Origin of the sequence: Sinomonas susongensis (assembly GCF_005877005.1) — a bacterium.
Classification (GTDB): domain Bacteria; phylum Actinomycetota; class Actinomycetes; order Actinomycetales; family Micrococcaceae; genus Sinomonas; species Sinomonas susongensis.
Genome location: NZ_SSNH01000006.1, coordinates 35,108 through 53,265, shown reverse-complemented (window position 1 = coordinate 53,265; position 18,158 = coordinate 35,108). Strand labels below are relative to the sequence as shown.

Here is an 18,158-nt window from a genome sequence, read left to right as displayed (position 1 = left end):
TTACTGGTCGGAGGCCGGCAGATACTGCTTCGGCATGGGCGAGCCCGGGAACCACTTCTGGTAGAGGCGCTTCCACGTGCCATCGGCCATTGCGGCCTTGAGCGCCTTGTTCAGCGCGTCCTTGAGGGCTGGCTTGTTCTTCGCGATCGCGAAGCCCGCGGGGGCGTCGAACGAGGGGATGTCCGCCGCATCCCTGAGGCCGAACTTCGTGACGTAGTCCTTGGCGGCCTCGTAGTCGAGGAAGTGAGCGTCGATGCTTCCGGAGTTCAGCCCGGCGACCGCCGCGTTGTTGTCGGGGAACCGCACGAGGTTCGCGTCCGGGAAGTTCTTCATGGCGTAGGTCTCCTGCAGCGTCCCCTGCACGACCCCGAGCCGCTTGCCCTTGAGGCTGTCGGTGCCCGTCACGGACGACGTCTTCGTCGTGAGGACGGTCAGGTAGCCGGCGAGATAGCCGTCGGAGAAGTCGACGGTCTCCTTGCGCTTGTCGGTGATTCCGATGGCGGCGGCGCCGACGTCGAACTGGCCGTTGGCCACCGCCGGCAGGATGGCCGAGAAGTCCTGGCCTGTGAAGACGACGTTGTTGATGCCCATGCGGTGGGCCACGTCGGTGAAGAGCTCGACGTCGAAGCCGGTGAACTTCCCGGACGAGTCGGTGAACGTGTAGGGCTTGGAGTCGCCGACGCTGGCGACCCGGAATTGGCCCGGGGTGATGAGTCCGTAGGGATTGTCCGTGGTGGATGCGGTGCTCGAGCCGCCGCAGGCGGACAGCGAGAGGGCCAGGGCGGCCGCCGCGGCGAGGGCCGCTGCTTTGATGCTTTTCATTCGTCCGTCTTTCGCTTTGGTGAGACCGGTCTCAGTTCTTCAGTTTGAGACCGGTCTCAACTTCAGGGATGATGTGACTGTACTTACGTTGCCGTGTGGCGTCAATCTCTTTTTTCGGATGGGATGCAGTTATGACGAAGCGAGAGCAGCCAGTGAGGGAGGCCACCGTCGCCGACGTCGCGCGTGCCGCGGGAGTGTCCAAGGCGCAGGCGGCAAGGGCACTTGGCGGCTACGGAGCAGTGAGCGAGCAGGTGCTGTCCCTCGTGATTGCGGCGAGCGAACAGCTCGGCTACCGGCCCAATCAGGTCGCCAGGAGCATGACGACTGGACGCTCGAACTCGATCGGCGTCGTCGTCGGCGATATCGAGAACGCGCACTTCGGGCTCGCCCTCCGCGGGATCTCGGACGAGGTCCGCGACGCGGGCTACACGGTCGTGCTCGTCAACACCGACGAGGATCTCGACGCCGAGGTGGGCGCGGTCCAGGAGCTCCTGCAGCAGCGGGTGGCCGGCCTCGTCGTCGCGCCCTGCTCGAGCACCCAGACAGCCCATCTCGGATCGGCGCAGGAGCGGGGGCGCGCCGTCGTCCTCTTCGACCGCGGGATCCACGGCCTCGAACTCGACACCGTGCGGGTCGACTTCGCAGACGCAGCCCTGCAGGTCGGGCGGCTCCTCCTCGACGCGGGGCACCGCCGGATCGGCTACGTCTCGAGCCTCCGCACGGACGGGCCCTACGAGCCCGGCGCGGACCTTGGGCTCTCCCCCGTCGCCGACCGCGTCCGCGGGATCGAGCAAGCCTTCACGGAGGCCGAAGACGAATGGGACCCGACGCTCGTCCAGCTCAACGCCTTCAGCGATGACACCCTCGCCGCGGCGTGCGCCGAGCTGCTCGACCGGCCCGCGCCGGCGACCGCCGTCGTCTGCTCGGACAGCCTCATCGCCCTCGGCGTACTCGGGCACATCAAGCGCCGCGGGCTGCGTATTCCCGAGGACATCTCCGTCGTCGCCTACGACGACTTTCCCTGGACCGAACTCGTGGAGCCCCCTCTGACGGTGGTGGCCCAGCCCGTGTACGACATGGGCCGGGAGGCAGCGCGGGCGCTCCTGCGGAGGCTCGGGCACCGCGTCCCCGCGGAGCGGCTCCCGCTCAGAGCACACCTCGTCGAACGCGCCTCGGTGGGCGCGCCGTCCGAGGAAAACTAGGGGCCGCGCGCAACCGGGCGCCGCCCGCGCGGTCGTCACGGGATGTGAGATTGCCGATTTTTGCAGGAAGGGCGAGACGCCGACCGCGTCCGTCTGATGTAGGGTTGCTGCCTTGTCCATTGCCGTCAAGAAAGCGATCCGACACGTGGCCACTGACTACGACGAACTGCGACCAGACCTCAAGGAGTCCCAGGAGGACTCCCTCGAGGCGGTCAAATCCGCCAATGCCCCCGATCCGCGAAGTGTCGTCCGCGAGCTCGACGGCGACGACAGCGGTGACACGGGTGACCTGGGCGGGGAGATCCTGTCCGGAGAGCTCACCGTGCACGTCATCCCCCAAGGCGAGGACGAGTTCGTCTGCCAGTCCTGCTTCTTGGTCCGGCACCGCTCGCAGCTCGCCAGGGAGAAGGACGGCCTCGCCTACTGCCGGGACTGCGAGGACTGAGCACGCCCGAACGGGTCTGCCGGCGAGAAGGAGCAACGATGCGCGCAGTTGTATTCAAAGCGGAGGGCGATCTCGCACTCGAGGAGCGGCAGAAGCCGACGCCGGGACACAAGGAGATCCTCATCGAGACGGCCGCCGTCGGCATCTGCGGCACGGACATCCACGTGCTCGACGGCGAGTTCGAGGGAACGGTATTCCCCTTGGTTCCCGGCCACGAGGCCACGGGAACCATCGTCGAACTCGGCGAGGGCGTGAACGACGGGGTGTTCGACTTCAAGGTCGGCGATCACGTCGCCGTGAACCCGAGCAGGACGTGCGGGGAGTGCGAGTTCTGCCTGAACGGGCACCAGAACCTCTGCCGGTTCTGGAACGGCCTCGGCGTGGTGGCCTCGGACGGGGCATCGCAGGAATACTTCACGGCCCCGGCCAGCAACGTCTACAGGCTCAAGCCCGAGACAGACCTGTACGAGGCCGCTCTCATCGAGCCGCTGGCCTGCGCGATCCGTGGCTGGGACGTCCTCCCCCGCCGTCTGGGCGACCACGTCCTGGTGTACGGCTCGGGCACGATGGGCCTGCTCATGGCCCAGCTGGCCAAGAGGGCCGGAGCCGTGACCGTCACCATCGTCGACCTCAACGAGGAGCGGCTCAAGACCGCGGAAGAGTGCGGCATCGAGCACCGCTACACCACGCCGGACGACGCCGCGCGGGAGAAGTGGGACGTCGTCATCGACTGCACGGGCAGCATCCGTGCCATCGAAGATGCCCTCACGCGGGTGAAGCCCGCCGGCTTCTTCCAGGACTTCGGTGTGGCCCCCGCCGACCGGACTGCCCAGTTCTCCCCCTTCCGCATCTACCGCGACGAGATCTCTGTCGTCGGGACCATGGCGGTGCTGAACTCCTTCGGGCGCGCCGTCGAACTCTTCGAGGCCGGAGCGATCAACGCCAAGGCGATGATCAGCCACTCCTTCACCCTCGACGACTACCCGACTGCGCTCGAGATGTTCCGCAGGGGCGAAGGACGCAAGCTGCAGATCCGTCCGAACGATTCCGAGTCACGCGTGCTGCTCCGGTAGGCCAGAGCCTGCGCGCGGGCGAGCGCTGCGGAACCAGGCTGCGGCGCCTTCCTCCTCTGGTGTCTGCATCCCCTCGGGCCGGGTATCTCCCCAGCGAGAGCTTCAATGCTGAGCGGGGCCGGCCGGCAGGGCATGCCGACCCGGATGGGATCGCGATGGACGAGCTGGAACGACTTGGCGAGGAGTGCGCGGCGGGTCAGATGCGTCGGGACAACGGCATCAAGATCGCGACCATCGCGATTCTGGTCCTGGTCTTCGGGACGGCCGTCCCGATGAGGCCGAACGTGACCTCCACGATCTCGCTCGTTCTTCTGATCACCGCGCTCTGCATGATCACATCGGGGAGGCGGAAGATCCGCCATGCTCTGGATGGGTTGGTCAGGGAGCTGCAGGAGCACTGATTCCGCTGGGGCCGGCCGCAACGGGCCGGTATGGGCCCCTTTCCCATATCGGGCGTATATGGCGACATGCCAAATCAGCGTCTACCGGGGTCTGGGCTTTCACAGAAGAGTGATGGCATGAGGTGGACACAGCCTGCGGAAGGTTCTGGCACGGCGGCCGACGCGGAGCGCGACGATAGCCGGGCCCCGCGCGCACGGGCCGTTCTGACGGTGCTCCACGGGCTGACGGTGCTCCCTAGGCTGGCCGTGCTGCCCGGGCTGACCGTGGCCGTGGTGCTCGCAATCGCCGCCACTCTCCTGGGAGGGCTCGCTCCGGTCGTCGGCGGACCGGTATTCGGAATCCTGCTCGGGATGCTCGTGGGAACGGTACTGCCCGGGTTGCGCGGGACCCGATGGAGCCCGGGATACGACTTCGCCGGAAGGCAGGTCCTTCAGTCCTCGATCGTCGTCCTCGGAACGGGCCTGTCCCTCCAGCAGGTGGTGCAGGTCGGCGCAGGCTCGCTTCCGGTGATGCTCGGCACCCTCACGGTGGCCCTCGGCGGGGCCGCGGTGCTCGGTCGCTGGCTCCGGGTCGACCCCGACACACGCACCCTCATCGGCGTCGGCACCGGGATCTGCGGGGCCTCGGCGATCGCGGCGACGACGGCGGTCATCAAGCCGAAGGAGGCGGACGTCGCCTACGCCATCGGCACGATCTTCACCTTCAACATCGCCGCGGTGCTGCTGTTCCCCAGCGTCGGGCACCTCCTCGGGCTGAGCGGGCACTCCTTCGGCCTCTGGAGCGGAACGGCCATCAATGACACCTCGTCGGTCGTGGCCGCCGCATTCAGCTATGGTTCGGGAGCTGGGCCCTACGCCCTCGTCGTCAAGCTCACGAGATCGCTCATGATCATTCCAATCAGCGTGGGGCTGGCGATCCTCAGGGCCAGGCGCCGCAGGGCTGCGGGCGAGGCCACCGGGAACGTGCCGTGGACCCAGCTGGTCCCGGCGTTCCTCATCGGGTTCGTCCTCGCCGCGGCGTTGGACACCTTGGGCGCGATCCCGGCTTCCTGGCACGCGGCCCTTTCGGCCCTCGGCACTTTCCTGATCACGGTCGCCCTCGCGGGAATCGGTCTCAGCCTCCGGCTCAGCCAGATGCGCACCGCCGGCCCCCGCCCCCTCCTGCTCGGAGGAATGCTGTGGGCCGCCGTCGGGCTTGCAAGCCTTGGACTGCAGGCCCTCACGGGCACCCTCTGAGCGGGACCCCCGGAGCGCTGGGTCCCCGGGGTGCCGAAGCACGCACTACGCCATGCGCAGATGTGCCTCCACGACGAGCTTCCCGAGCCGCCGCCCCAGCTCGGCCGCAGCCTCGTCCCCCTCTGCGGCGGAGACGATGGCTCCCTTGATGAGGGTCTGGATCTCCGCCGCGAATTCGTCAGGTTCGGGGATCCCCCGCTCGGCTGCGGAGCGTGCGAGGTCCGCCCGGAGCAGGGCGGAGTAGTGGATGCACGCCTTCCCCAGCCGGTGCTCCGGCCCCAACTCCATGAGCACGTGGATGAAGGATCGCGCCTCCGGAACCTTGGCGCGGAACAGCTCCGCGTAGACGTCGAAGACGCCGAGCAGGCCGGCCGGTCCCTCTCCCGCCGCGCGCACCGCCGCCGCCAGCTCCTCACGGCGCTCCTGGTAGAGGCGTTCCAGATAGGCCAGTCCCAGCTCGTCCTTCGAGGCGAAGTGCCGGTAGAAGCTGGCCTTGGCGACGTCCGACCGGGCCAGCAGTTCCTCGACCCCTGTGTCCCGGACGCCTTTGGTCGCGTACAGCTCGAAGGCCGCCGCGAGAACCCGTTCCCGGACACCCGGCCGGTCCTTGTCCCTCTGCACGGCCTCCACGTCGCCATCGTACGATACAGACCGGTCTGTCTACCCATTTGGAATCCCGTTTCTTGCATCCAGCCCGGGCACGGCGCTTAAGGAGTGCTCGTCTGGGTAGGTCTACGGTGGCTTCCGTCGTGCAAGCAACACCAACGACCCGAGGAGAACCCCTTGCTCACCGTCAATGCCTATGCCGCCCCTTCTTCCGACGCCCCGCTCGAGCCGGTGAGGATCACCCGACGGGACGTGGGCCCGAAAGATGTGCTCATCGAGATCAAGTACGCCGGCATCTGCCACTCCGACATCCACACCGTCCGCGAGGAGTGGGGCCCGATCAAGCACCCGCTCGTCGTCGGGCACGAGATCGTCGGACTCGTGGCCGAGGTCGGCTCCGAAGTGACAAAGCACGCCGTCGGCGACCGGGTCGGCGTCGGCTGCCTGGTCAACTCGTGCCGTGAATGCGAGAACTGCCTGGCCGGCGAGGAGCAGTACTGCCTCAACGGCAATGTCGGCACGTACGGCAGCGTCGATCGGGACGGCACCATCACCCAGGGCGGCTATTCGACCCACGTAGTGGTCGACGAGGACTTCGTCCTCCGTGTGCCCGAAGCGCTCGACTTCGCTGCGGCCGCCCCGCTCCTCTGCGCCGGAATCACGACCTACTCCCCCCTGCGGCACTGGGAGGCCGGGCCGGGCAAGAGGGTCGCCGTCGTCGGAATGGGCGGGCTCGGGCACATGGCCGTCAAGCTCGCCCACGCGATGGGTGCCGAGGTGACGGTGCTCTCCCGGAGCCTGTCGAAGAAGGACGACGGCCTGCGCCTCGGCGCCGACCATTACTTCGCGACGGAGGACGCCAAGACGTTCGAGGAGCTCAGGAACATCTTCGACCTGATCGTCAACACCGTGTCCGCACCGATCGACCTCGGCGCCTACCTGGGGCTCCTGCGCAGGAACGGCACGATGGTCAACGTGGGCGCCCCCGCCGAGCCCCTTCCCCTCACGGTCTTCACACTCTTCCGCAACCGCCGGTCCTTTGCCGGCTCCAGCATCGGAGGAATCCGCGAGACCCAGGAGATGCTCGACTTCTGCGCAGAGCACGGCATCGTCCCGGACACCGAGCTCATCGATGCCTCCTACATCAACGAGGCCTGGAAGCGCGTCCTCTCCTCCGACGTCCGCTACCGGTTCGTCATCGACGCGGCAACCTTCGCCTGATCCGCTCCGGGAATTGATTCACTCTGGAAATCAGGAGGAATGGCGGCCCCAATCCAGCAGAGGCTTGGGGCCGCCGTCGTCCGATGACCGCGAACGGCGAGGCCGTTCGGTGGACACCTCGACGCGCGGGTATGCAGGTGCAGGGAAGAGCCGCTACCGTTGTCTCGGTTTTCCAGAGAGGGGAAATGGTTGGACAGCACTGCTGCAGGCGACGGCGAGGACGACGGCGGTGATCGCCTCTCCGCCCTGGCCTCGCTGAACTTGGTGGGCACCGGCTCCGAAGAACGCTTCGACCGGATCACCCGGGCGGCGCAGGAGCTGTTCGAGGTCCCCGTGGCCGCGGTCAACCTGCTGGACGACCGTTACCTCTATACGAAGTCGCCCCAGTTCCCCGGCACGGCTGTGCGGAACAGGGCTGACACGTTCTGCGACGTCACGATCAGCGCGGACGAGCTCACGGTCTCCCCCGACACGGCGGCCGACGCCCGGTTCGCGCACAAGCCGGACGTCGCGGGCGGGCGCGGGGTCCGCTTCTATGCTGGGCGTCCGCTTCATGTTGACGGGCTGCCGGTCGGCACTCTCTGCCTCTACGACGACCGCCCTCGCGAACTCCTGGGCGACGCCCTTCGCCGCTTCGACGAGATGGGCGTGTGGGCAGAGCGGGAGCTGTTGGACTCGCGCGAGATCGAGCAGGCGGTCACCATCCAGCAGGCCCTCCTGCCGCCCCGGCCTACGCCATCGCAGCAACAAGCGCTCCCTTCAAGAGCCTCGGAGGCGACTTCTACTCGTGGAGGCGCATCGGAGACGCCGTCGAGCTGACGGTCGCAGACGTCATGGGCAAGGGCGCCGGCGCCGCCCTCATGGCGGCGACAGTCCGGGCCGCCCTCAACGCGCAGGAGCCCGCTTCCCCCGCCGAGCAGCTCGCGGGCGCAGGCAGGGTCGTCGACAGGGACCTCGAGGCCACGGGAATCTTCGTCACTGTCTTCCACGCGCGCCTCGAGGTGGAAACCGGCGCCCTCACCTTCGCCGACGCCGGTCATGGACTGAACCTGGTGGTCCGAGCGGACGGGACCCGCGAGCAGCTCCGCGGATCGGGCCTGCCGCTCGGCCTCAACTTCTCGACGTCTCGGAACAACGAGCGCGCCACGCTCGAACCGGGCGACACCCTCGTCTCCTTCACCGACGGCCTCCTCGACCTCCACGGTGGGACCCTCGAGGCCTTCGAGGAAATCGCGGAGCTCGTCGCACAGCATCGTGACCCGAGTTCGATAGTCGACGCCGTCACGGCTCTCATCACGGAGGCGTCCGCTGAGGACGACGTCACGGTCCTGGCCGTGCACCGGGCGGCTTCGGCCGCAAATTAAGTGGTACTCGGGCGGATTCGAGTACCGGCCAAGTGTTGGCTGTCCCCCCTTCCGATGGGAGCGTAGAAGTACGTTCCCGGCTGGGCGGGGGCAAACTCAACTGAATAGCCGAATACAAACTGAATATCGAATGAGGGCCTCTGAATCACTGGGACTATGGGGGCCCTCATCGACGTGCCGGCTCGGTCGCGACAGCTCAGCTGAGTCGAGTCCTTCAGGCCCGGTGGGCCCGGTGGGCCCGGTGGGCCCAGTCAGGCCCGGTGGGCCCAGTCTGGCCCGAGGAGGTCTTTGAGCAGGTCGCTGCGGACTCGGGGCAGGTCCCCGCTGCGCTCGGCTGCCCTCTGCGTTTCCAGCCATGAGCCGAGCCAGGCCTCGGACGGGTCCTGCGCGTTGTGCGCCGGTGCACGGCCGCGCAGTTCACTGAAGTCGGCGAGCGCCCTGACCATCCTGGGGAACTGGCCTTCCGGCTGCTTCGGCTCGGGGAGGCCGGTGATCTGCCTCGCGAGGCTCTGTCTCATCGCTTCGTCCATGGTTTCCCCCTTGAAACCGTCAGCGCTTCATTCGCCCTTCGGGCCCAGGTCGTCGGCGAGCATGGGGTCGATTCCGGCGGAGTGGCGCGGGTGATGACTCCAGCGGCGGAAGAATCTCAGGCATCCCGTCCACCACGCCGACCTGCGCCCACCGTGCCGGGAGCCGGGACCGGCTTCGTGCGCTTCTCCCAGGCCGCTCATCGGGTCGTCCTGGGTCTGGTTGCCGGTCTGCAATCAAGGGCCATTCTCAACTGCCTCCTTCTGCGGGTGCGCCGCTTCATCATCTGGACGCGCCGCTTCTGTTGCGGCAGCGCCAGCTCCAATCGATCGCGCGGGAGTGTGTGCGGTGGACGCTGCCAGCCCGAGGGCGTACGTGAGGGCCGGGCTCGGCTCGGTGCCGGTCTGTTCCAACAGTCGGTGGCGGAAGTCCTCGTGGACGAAGAAGGCCTCCCGCAGGTGGCCGGCGAGCACGAGGGCCCGGATCAACAGTGTGTGCGAGGACTCGCGAAGGGGTTCGAGGGCTGACGAGCTGCGAGCGGCTGCGGCGGCCGTCCCCGGGTCGTCGAGCCTGAGGCTGTATCGGGCGATCGCCTCGAGGGTGGCGAAGCGGAAGAGGCGCACGCATTCCCGGTAGTACAGGGCCCAGTCCTCGACCCAGCCGGGAAGGAGCTCGGCGTCCCTGAGCTCTCCGATGAGTTCAGAACCTGCCGGGACGATGGCAGCCTGGCTGTACGCCGTGTGCAGAAGCTCCGCGAGGTCCACCCAGACCTCGGGAGCGAGGGCCAACCGGCCGAGGTTGTCGTCAATGAGGCCCGGCATCCGATCCCTGAGCGCGTGGACCTCTGCCCTGAGCCTTTCGGCCGATTCGTCCACGGGCCGCCCAGGCAGGAGCAGTTCGGCGATCGCCTCGACGGAGGCCGGACCGGCCAGGGTCACGCCGGCGATGACTCGCCTTCCGAACGTGCCGACGGGTACCTGCGTCCCGTCACGCAGGAGTTCCCATTGCCGCAGCAGCTGGACCTTCCAGCGGGGCGCGGCGCTGATGTGGAGCATGTCTTCCTCCTGCGATGGGCTCACACACCAGTACAGACGAGACTGCTCGCTGTGTCCCGAGTGGCGGCTACGCGTCCTCGCCCGGGGGTCCACTCAGGCAGGGCTGTCGCGGGTACTCAGCAGAGGGGCATCGGGCACGGGCGGATACTCGAAAAGTGGGCGGTTGCCGGTGCCTTCGACTCTCGTCTCGGCCTACGCGGCCGAGCTGCCCGGCTCGCCGTCCAGCAGTCTGAGCACTCCAGCCGAGAAGTTCTCGATCATCCCATCCAGCGTCGGATATCCCCGTGGGAGAGTCCGCGGCGCTGTTCGCACCTCGTCGAGGACCAGACGGGCGTACGCCTCAGGCGAGTCGTCACTCTGCAGCAGGGACTCCCCCGGGGTGAGGTACTCCGATTCCGGGGCGTGGTACGGCCAGGACGTCGAGAGGACAGGCAGCCCGAGCGCCAACGCGTCGACGGCGATGAGGCCGATTCTGCCCGGCATGAGAATGGCGCGGGTTGCGCGACCAAGGGCGGCCTTGATCCAAGCGTCGGCGTAGCCGAGGAGCACAGCTTGACCTCTGTCTACTGCACTCCCGAGAAGTGATTCCTCTTCGCCTCGCCCCGCCACGAGGACCCGAACCGTCTGGTCCTCGTCCCAGATCCTGTCCAAGGCCTCGGCAAGGAATCCGATCCGCTTGCTCGCGTCGAGGCCTCCGATGAAGGCGAACGTCCTTCGGCGGTCGATTGGCCCTGCTGCGGCGAGGAGTTCCCGGGCCTGACGGTCATCGACGCTTTCCACAGCCCCCTCAAGCACCGCCGTGTCGATCGTGTTCATGACCGTAGTCACCCTGCTGGGATCGGCACCGAGTTCGACGGCGAGGCGAGCCCCGCCTGGCGTGTAGGCGAACACGTGGCCCGCTCTGCGGACCTGCCATCGTTCCACCCAGGCGTCCACTGGATTGGCGTCGCGGACGTAGGAGCCGATGTGACCCCAGACCCCGACTTTGGGTCCCCGGAGCGACGAGAGTGCGAGCGCGAGATTTGTATCGAGTGACGAGCCGAGGTGGCCGACGACGACGGCGTCGCACCGCTTCCAGAAGCGGTAGGCCGTCCCCAGGCGAACAGTTCGACTCCCTACACGGATCCGCCGTTGGCTGAAGTGCTCGACCCAGGGAAGGTCGGCTGCGTCGTTCCGCCCTGACTGGGCGCCGTCCGGATCGTCGGCGACGACGATGAGATCGACTCCCTGCTCAGCGAGCCGAGCGCGCAGCCCCTCGAAGAACGCGACGCGATAGGTGGGGACGTAGGGCTGAACGATGGCGACTTTCCTGAGACGTCCGGTGTCGGTAGAGCCCATGGAGTCAGGCGTCCACGGGCACGTGGTCGAAAACCGGCGCGTGCTTGCGGCCGAGTGCAGCGAAATCCCAACCGGCGGCGGTCCATTGATGGGCGACGAGCACATTCCGTGCGTCCACGATCTTCCGCGCCGGGGTCAGAGCGCCCAGCATGTCAGGGCTCAGACTCTTGAACTCATCCCATTCCGTGAGGACGAGTATGAGGTCAGCCCCCATGACCGCGTCTGCAAGACTGTCGGCATATCCGAGTCTCGGGAATCGCTGGGAGGCGTTTGCGTTGGCCTTGGGATCATAGACCGCGACGTCGGCGCCAGCGTCGAAGAGCCGGACGGCGACGTCGAGTGCTGGCGAGTCGCGGACGTCGTCACTGTCGGGCTTGAAGGCCGCGCCGAGTGCGGCGATCCTCTTCCCGCGGAGCTCGCCGAGCATCGACGTTGCGAGGAAGACCGCCCGTTCGCGGCGCCTCAGGTTGATGCCCTCTACTTCCGAGAGGAATCGCATACTCCGCTCGTGGCCGAGTTCGCTTGCCCTCGCCTGAAGGGCTCTGATGTCCTTCGGCAGGCACCCGCCGCCGAACCCGAGGCCAGCACGGAGGAACTTGGGGCCGATCCGTTCGTCGAGGCCCAGTCCCTCCGCGAGGGTCCGGATGTCACCGCCGACTGCCTCTGTGATCTCTGAGAACGCGTTGATGAAGCTGATCTTAGTGGCGAGGAATGCGTTGGCTGCCATCTTCACGAGTTCGGCCGTCTCGAAGTCCGTCACGATGAAGGGGATCCCGAGTTCGTCCGCCGCAGCGTAGACAGCCTTCACTGTTTCCGCGTGAGCGGCGTCGTCCACGCCCACGATGATCCGATCGGGGCGCAGGGTGTCTTGGACCGCGAAGCCTTCACGCAAGAACTCTGGATTCCAGGCTAGACCGATCCTGACGCTCGGATCCTCATGACGGACGAGGAGCTCGCGAAGGCGCTGGGCGGTCCCGACCGGAACGGTCGACTTGCCCACGATCAGGGCATCGCGCGTGATCGTCTCGGCCAGAGACGTCACGGCGGCCTCGACGAAGGCCGTATCGGCGGATCCTTCGCCCTGACGCTGGGGAGTCCCGACACCCAGGAAGTGGACGTCTGCCCACGCGCCCACTTCTTCGTAGGACGTCGTGAATCGCAGCCGCCCGCTGGCGACGTGCCGGTTCAGGAGTTCGGCAAGACCGGGTTCGAAGAAGGGGAGTTCGCCGGCCGCGAGGGACGCAATCTTGAGCGGGTCAGTGTCCAGCCCTATGACCTCGTGCCCAAGCTCGGCCAAGCAGGCCGCGTGCGTGGCTCCCAAGTAGCCCGTGCCAATGACGCTGATCTTCATGGTTACCCCGCCCCCTGCGCAGCAACTTTGACAGCTTCGTCACAAAGCCATCAAGTGCGTCGCTGCCACGCCTCAAAACAATTGCTCTTCAATACCAGCGCGCCCTGCGAGCCAACGCGCTCAAACTATAGGCAACGGCCCGGAGCTCAATGAGCTCCGGGCCGTTGGAAAGCGTTCGAGCTAGGCGTTGCGGCGCTGACGGCGGACGAACGTCAGCGTGCCGACGATCGCGATGCCGAGGATGAGCGCGCCGGCGCCGATCCAGATCATGAGCATCGGAAGCGTGGCGCCCGTGTTGGCAAGGTTGCCACCCGTGTTCGCGAGGTTTCCGCTCGTGTTGGCGGTCGTGCCCGTGTTCGCCAGGCTTCCGCTAGCCGCCGGGACGGTCGTGATGGACGCCGTGCCCACGTTGCCCGAGCTCAGGCCGGTGGCGGTCAGCGTGTAGGTGCCCGATGCATTGGTCGGAAGCGTCACGTTGACCGACAGGGCGCCGCTTGCCGACGCCTGCTTGGTGATGGAAGTGAGAACGGCCGCCTTCACAACCGAGAGAGTGACAGGCGTGTTGCCGCTCACGGAAACAGCAACCGACTCATTGGGTGCGTAGGAGCCGGCAGCGAAGTTGACCGTGACGGTACCACCGGGCACGGCATTCCCCGTCACGGTGACGTTGTTGTTCGGAACGTAGCCGGCCGCGTTCGCAGCGCTAGGCGCAGCGACGAAGGCCAGGACGGCGAAGGACAGTACTGCGAGGGCTTTTTTCAACATGGCAAGGTCCCCAGTCTTTGATTGATAGTTGAATATCGGTTCTACGACAGCTCCCGAACCAGTACTCTACGGACACGTTAGCGTACTCCATCTTGACACGAAAGTGACGCAGTCGAAACGCTCGGATTGTTAACGGTGGGCGTCGATATCATGTCGGGCTTGGTCTCAGCGTTGGGTGCTCCGAGGAATTGGAACTTCAGCGTCACGGTCTGGCCCGGTGAAAGGACGGGGGCCGTCTGCGCGACCGGATATCCGGAATCCATGTCACTGTGGACGCTGAGGACATTCCCGTCCTGAGACGAGCCAAGGTAGATGGCCGAAGGCGGCGCATACACACTGACCTGAGTTTTGACGTCTCCGGGCTGGACGCCGTAGACGCCGCCTCCGGTGACATAGGCGGGCAGCGCGCTGGCGGCGTCCGAAGGTGCGGTATTCGTCAGAGTCACTTCGAGCTGCCACGTCGGCCTGCCGTCGGCTCGGCACATGGCTCCACCGATCTTGTAGGACTCGCGGAGGTAGTAGTCCATCTTGGCCCCGGTGGCATCGTTGAGATAGACACCGAAAACCCCGCGAGAGGGCGTTTGCGCGGGCAGCGACCCCGAGACGTTTCCAGCCTGGATCGCGTCCTGCTCCTTTTGATTCGGACTCCACACGAGCAGGCGGTGTTCGGAAGCGGAGCGGGTGAGGGCAGAGAGCATGGGCTTCGGCTGAAATCCCCCAGCGGCGACTTTGGCGAAGGCGGCCGCAGCCGCGGTCGAGAAGAAGCCATCCTTCTGATTGACGGTGTCGTACTTCGCATATGCGTCACTCAGCAGGAGCTTGACCGCATTGCTGCTGTCAAGACTTTCCCCCGTCGGGAGATGCACAGGGCCGGTCGCCTGGAGGATGTAGCTCAGCGCGACGGGGTCGAGCGAGATGACGCCGTCAGTCTGGTCCCCGAAGCGCTGCTTCCACATCTCGGTGGCCAGTCGAGCCGTCAGTGGAAACTGCGGAGCAAGATTCACGTCTTGGAAGTACTGGCCGACGATCGGCCCATACAGCCCCTTCGTCTGATCGGCGAGAGGAAGCACGGGCTGCGGAAACTGCCCGATGTCCTTGGCCTCGGCCTGCCGTCCGAAGGTGATGTGGCCGTGGTCGACGTGGATCTCTGCAGCGGCGCCCGGAATGCCTCCTGTCGAGCGGAGCTCTGCATTGTTCTGGAACAGCACGAGGTAAGTCCGCGGCCCGTCGTCCCCCAGCATGGCGGGCAGCACGCCCGTGGCGACGTCCGCCGTCGAAATCTGCTGGGCCGCTTGGTTCAGCACAGCTTTGAATTTGTCGAGGCCGTCCGTGATCTGTGGCAGTGCGCCGAAACCCGGCGAGATGGCGCTCACCTGTGAATAGGCGCCCTCGAGGACACCCTTGGCTTGAACGACCGCAGGGCGAGCTGCCGTCAGCGCCTGAAGGTCCATGACCCCTTGAGCGGGTTTGAGCGTTGAGGGACTGATGCTTGCCGCCACGTCGGAAAGCGGAAGCACAGCCCCGTGGGCGACGTTGCTCAGAATGGCCGTCAGCTGGTTGACGGTTGAGAAATTGGTGCCGAGGACGGGAATCACGGCTGCGGCTCGCCACATGGGGTCGTCGACGTATCCGCGGGCAGCGTCGACGTGCGAAGCGAGCTGCGCTGCGCTGCCTTTGGCCTGGCTGGTCTGCCCGGCGACGATTTCAGCCTGGACAACCTTTGCGAGTTCCTGAGACTGGGCAATCTCTCGTTGCGCGAGATAGCCCCTGACCCCGAGCCAGACGGAGCAGGCGACGAGCAGCAGCAGAATCACTCCCGTTGCAAGGAGCCAGGGACGCTTGCGTCGACGCGGCCGGGCCAGAGCCCGGCGACGCCGTGCAGGCGTGCCCGGTTCGACGCTCACTGACGGAAATCCTCCGAGTGCTCGCGGAACCACTCCACCGTGGACTTGAGGCCTTGCTCAAGGTCAATCGTCGGGAACCAGCCGGTGGCGTTGAGCTTCGAGACGTCCAGCAGCTTCTGCGGCGTGCCATCGGGCTTGCTCAGGTCCCATTCGGATGACCCCTCGTAGCCCACCGTCGCCGCAACCGCTTCGGCGAGTTCCTTGATGGTGACATCCGTGCCCGTCCCCACGTTCACGTGCTGCGGGCCGTCGTAATTCTCCATGAGGTGGAGAAGCGCTGACGCGAGGTCGTCGACGTGCAGGAATTCCCTGCGGGGGCTGCCTGTCCCCCAGTTCACGACGCTGGGAAGCCCCTCGAGACGGGCTTCCTCGTAGCGGCGGATCAAGGCCGGCAGAACGTGCGATCCGAGGCGCGAGAAGTTGTCCCCCGGGCCGTAGAGGTTGGTTGGCATCGCTGAGATCCAAGGAAGCCCATGCTGGCGGCGGACCGCCTGCACATTGAGGATTCCCGCGATCTTGGCGATTGCGTACGCGTCATTCGTCGGTTCGAGATCGCCTTGGAGCAGGGCCGATTCCTTGATCGGCTGCGGCGCGAACTTCGGGTAGATACAGGATGAGCCCAGGAACAGGAGCCTGCGCACCCCAAAGCGGACTGCCGCGTCCATGACGTTCACCTGGATCTGCAGGTTCTCGCTCAGGAAGTCAGCGGGATAGGTGTCGTTCGCGAGGATCCCGCCGACCTTCGCCGCCGCGAGGAAGACGCACTCCGGTTTCTCCTGCTCGAAGAATCCGAAGACAGCGTCCCGGTCCTTCAGGTCAAGCTCGGTTGACGTCCTGCCGATCAGCCTCGAGAAGCCCTCCGCCTCGAGCTTCCGCCAAATGGCAGAACCCGCAAGGCCACGGTGCCCGGCGATATACACAGGCGCGTCCCGGTCGAGCGGACCGGGCGTGAAATCTAATTCAGCGGACACCGGCCGTCGCTCCCCAGCTTTCGAGGTCCACTGTGTCAATCCACGAACCCCTCGGGAACTTGAGCGCTTCGAGGTCGGCGTCCACCATGAGTCGCGCGAGCTCATCCGGCCCGACCGTCGGCTCCCAGCCCAGCTTCTCGCGAGCCTTGCTCGCGTCCCCGATGAGGGCATCGACCTCGGCCGGCCGGAGGTACCGCTCATCGAAGCGCACGTGGTCCTGCCAGTCGAGGTTGACATGCCCGAAGGAAACGTCGAGGAAGTCCCGCACTGTCCGGCTCTGGCCTGTGGCGAGGACGAAGTCCTCAGGCTCGTCAGCCTGGAGCATGCGCCACATGCCCTCCACATACTCAGCCGCGTACCCCCAGTCACGAACGGCGTCGAGGTTGCCGAGGTAAAGGTGGTCTTGGATGCCGGCCTTGATGGCTGCGGCGGCGCGCGTGATCTTGCGGGTCACGAAGGTCTCGCCGCGCCGGGGCGACTCGTGGTTGAAGAGGATGCCGTTCACCGCGAACATGCCGTAGGCCTCGCGGTAGTTCCGAGTGATCCAATAGCTGTACACCTTGGCTGCTCCGTATGGGGAGCGCGGGTGGAATGGCGTCGTCTCGTCCTGGGGCGGAGGTGTCGAGCCAAACATTTCCGATGACGAGGCCTGGTAGAAGCGGGTGTGAATTCCGGAGAGGCGAACGGCCTCGAGCATGCGAACCGAGCCGATCCCGGTCGTGTCTCCGGTGTGCTCTGGCTCGTCGAAGGAGACCCGCACGTGCGACTGGGCAGCGAGGTTGTAGACCTCGTCGGGGCGCAGGTTCGCCAGCAGGCTCACAAGGCGGCCGCCGTCGCTCAGGTCCCCATAGTGCAGGAAGAGGCGCGCATCGCTTTCGTGGGGATCGACGTAGAGGTGGTCGATGCGGGAAGTGTTGAATGTCGAGCTGCGACGGATAAGCCCATGGACCTCATAGCCCTTGGAGAGCAGCAGCTCGGCAAGATACGAGCCGTCCTGCCCTGTGATTCCGGTAATGAACGCCTTCTTTGCCACGACGAATGTCCCTTCCCCCTAGGGGACACGCGACGGTGCCGCCCGATTTTCTCGCCTACGGCGAGCACCCTAGGTCGCTGACCACTGAGGCACAGTCATCATACGAGACCTACGTGGTGCATGACTTACGCTGAAAACCAAACGCTACGGTACTGAGACATCGTTCACTAGATGCTCACCCTTTCATGACAAGCTAGGATATGCCGCTGATCTTCGCGGTGATAGCGTGCGGGGTTGGAAGGATCAGTGCGGTCCTAGGGGGAGACATTGGTGCAGGGTCACCCGTCGAAAGAGGACGCGGTTCGCGGCATGGACTCCGTTCCCGTCATAAGCCTTCGGAGGGCGCCAGGGGCAGGCGAAAGCTGGGACAGGCCCAAAGTGGTGGTCTACCTCTGGGCAGCCGCCGAGCTGCTCTTTGTCACGAACCCCTGGCAATTGAGTTCGCGCCTTCGCGCCGCTGTCCTGAGGGCGTTCGGCGCCGAAATCGAGGAAGGCGTGGTCTTCCGCCCCCGAACCCGGGTCCGCTTCCCTTGGAAGCTTCACGTGGGGCGGGACTGCTGGATCGGCGAAGGTGTGTGGCTGCACAATCAGGATCACGTCTACATCGGCCATGACGTCACGCTGTCCCAGGAGACCTTCGTGACTACAGGGAGCCACGCCCACCGTCGCGACATGGCCCTCCTGACGAAGCCCGTTCATATCGAAGCGGGCGCTTGGGTGACCTCGAGATGCATCGTCCTTGGAGGAAGTCGCATTGGCCGTTCGGCGCTCATCGCACCAGGAACCGTCGTGAGCGGTAATGTCCCCGCGAATACCATCTGGGGGAGCCAGAACGCTCCCTCC

18 protein-coding genes are annotated in these 18,158 nt (G+C 66.1%); 8 read left to right on the top strand and 10 right to left on the bottom strand.

Translation table 11 applies throughout. The features are described 5' to 3' along the window. Positions 1-822, bottom strand: a complete 822-nt coding sequence (locus tag E6A21_RS09470) for an ABC transporter substrate-binding protein (RefSeq protein ID WP_138443912.1) — start codon at positions 820-822, stop codon at positions 1-3. 131 nt (positions 823-953) lie between these two features. Here E6A21_RS09470 and E6A21_RS09465 point away from each other — a divergent pair, with 131 nt between their 5' ends. The 5 genes from E6A21_RS09465 (at position 954) to E6A21_RS09445 (ending at position 5,179) form a co-directional block, all read left to right on the top strand. After that, a complete protein-coding gene (locus tag E6A21_RS09465; RefSeq protein WP_138443911.1) occupies positions 954-2,024 on the top strand; it encodes a LacI family DNA-binding transcriptional regulator in 1,071 nt (356 codons plus the stop codon). Between the two features lie 145 nt (positions 2,025-2,169). Further along, positions 2,170-2,469, top strand: a complete 300-nt coding sequence (locus E6A21_RS09460; protein ID WP_138443910.1) for a DUF4193 family protein — start codon at positions 2,170-2,172, stop codon at positions 2,467-2,469. A gap of 38 nt (positions 2,470-2,507) precedes the next feature. Further along, positions 2,508-3,542 carry a zinc-dependent alcohol dehydrogenase family protein gene (locus tag E6A21_RS09455; RefSeq protein WP_138443909.1) on the top strand — a complete coding sequence of 345 codons (1,035 nt, stop codon included), beginning with the start codon at positions 2,508-2,510 and terminating at the stop codon, positions 3,540-3,542. A 155-nt stretch (positions 3,543-3,697) separates the two neighbouring features. Next, positions 3,698-3,943 carry a hypothetical protein gene (locus E6A21_RS09450; protein WP_138443908.1) on the top strand — a complete coding sequence of 82 codons (246 nt, stop codon included), beginning with the start codon at positions 3,698-3,700 and terminating at the stop codon, positions 3,941-3,943. A gap of 117 nt (positions 3,944-4,060) precedes the next feature. Then, entirely contained in the window at positions 4,061-5,179 is a 1,119-nt protein-coding gene (locus tag E6A21_RS09445) for a YeiH family protein (RefSeq protein WP_138443907.1), read from the top strand. Between the two features lie 45 nt (positions 5,180-5,224). Here E6A21_RS09445 and E6A21_RS09440 read toward each other — a convergent pair whose 3' ends face one another. Beyond that, positions 5,225-5,809, bottom strand: coding sequence for a TetR/AcrR family transcriptional regulator (locus tag E6A21_RS09440; RefSeq protein ID WP_138443906.1), 585 nt, complete (start codon positions 5,807-5,809; stop codon positions 5,225-5,227). A 153-nt stretch (positions 5,810-5,962) separates the two neighbouring features. Here E6A21_RS09440 and E6A21_RS09435 point away from each other — a divergent pair, with 153 nt between their 5' ends. From E6A21_RS09435 to E6A21_RS09425, 3 genes are all read left to right on the top strand, one after another. Then, a complete protein-coding gene (locus E6A21_RS09435; protein WP_138443905.1) occupies positions 5,963-7,006 on the top strand; it encodes an NAD(P)-dependent alcohol dehydrogenase in 1,044 nt (347 codons plus the stop codon). A 189-nt stretch (positions 7,007-7,195) separates the two neighbouring features. Beyond that, positions 7,196-7,825 (top strand): GAF domain-containing protein, encoded by a 630-nt coding sequence (locus E6A21_RS09430; protein WP_171041344.1) that lies wholly within the window; start codon positions 7,196-7,198, stop codon positions 7,823-7,825. Between the two features lie 14 nt (positions 7,826-7,839). Next, complete coding sequence (locus E6A21_RS09425; RefSeq protein WP_138443903.1) at positions 7,840-8,370, top strand: PP2C family protein-serine/threonine phosphatase; 531 nt, start codon at positions 7,840-7,842, stop codon at positions 8,368-8,370. Positions 8,371-8,621: 251 nt separating this feature from the next. On the opposite strand, the gene E6A21_RS09420 is transcribed toward E6A21_RS09425, so the two are convergent. From E6A21_RS09420 to gmd, 8 genes are all read right to left on the bottom strand, one after another. Beyond that, positions 8,622-8,900, bottom strand: coding sequence for a helicase associated domain-containing protein (locus E6A21_RS09420; protein WP_138443902.1), 279 nt, complete (start codon positions 8,898-8,900; stop codon positions 8,622-8,624). Positions 8,901-9,134: 234 nt separating this feature from the next. Next, positions 9,135-9,953, bottom strand: a complete 819-nt coding sequence (locus tag E6A21_RS09415) for an AfsR/SARP family transcriptional regulator (RefSeq protein WP_138443901.1) — start codon at positions 9,951-9,953, stop codon at positions 9,135-9,137. 192 nt (positions 9,954-10,145) lie between these two features. After that, positions 10,146-11,291: a glycosyltransferase gene (locus E6A21_RS09410; RefSeq protein ID WP_171041343.1), complete on the bottom strand. Its 1,146-nt coding sequence runs from the start codon at positions 11,289-11,291 to the stop codon at positions 10,146-10,148. A 4-nt stretch (positions 11,292-11,295) separates the two neighbouring features. Next, positions 11,296-12,642 (bottom strand): UDP-glucose dehydrogenase family protein, encoded by a 1,347-nt coding sequence (locus tag E6A21_RS09405; protein ID WP_138443899.1) that lies wholly within the window; start codon positions 12,640-12,642, stop codon positions 11,296-11,298. A 180-nt stretch (positions 12,643-12,822) separates the two neighbouring features. Continuing rightward, positions 12,823-13,407, bottom strand: a complete 585-nt coding sequence (locus tag E6A21_RS09400) for a hypothetical protein (protein WP_138443898.1) — start codon at positions 13,405-13,407, stop codon at positions 12,823-12,825. Between the two features lie 77 nt (positions 13,408-13,484). Continuing rightward, positions 13,485-15,311 (bottom strand): DUF4012 domain-containing protein, encoded by a 1,827-nt coding sequence (locus E6A21_RS09395; protein WP_138443897.1) that lies wholly within the window; start codon positions 15,309-15,311, stop codon positions 13,485-13,487. Beyond that, positions 15,308-16,282 (bottom strand): GDP-L-fucose synthase family protein, encoded by a 975-nt coding sequence (locus tag E6A21_RS09390; protein WP_246036318.1) that lies wholly within the window; start codon positions 16,280-16,282, stop codon positions 15,308-15,310. The genes E6A21_RS09395 and E6A21_RS09390 overlap by 4 nt, the downstream gene beginning before the upstream one ends. Further along, positions 16,272-17,315 (bottom strand): GDP-mannose 4,6-dehydratase, encoded by a 1,044-nt coding sequence (gene gmd, locus E6A21_RS09385; protein WP_138443895.1) that lies wholly within the window; start codon positions 17,313-17,315, stop codon positions 16,272-16,274. The genes E6A21_RS09390 and gmd overlap by 11 nt, the downstream gene beginning before the upstream one ends. Between the last annotated feature and the right edge of the window lie 843 nt (positions 17,316-18,158).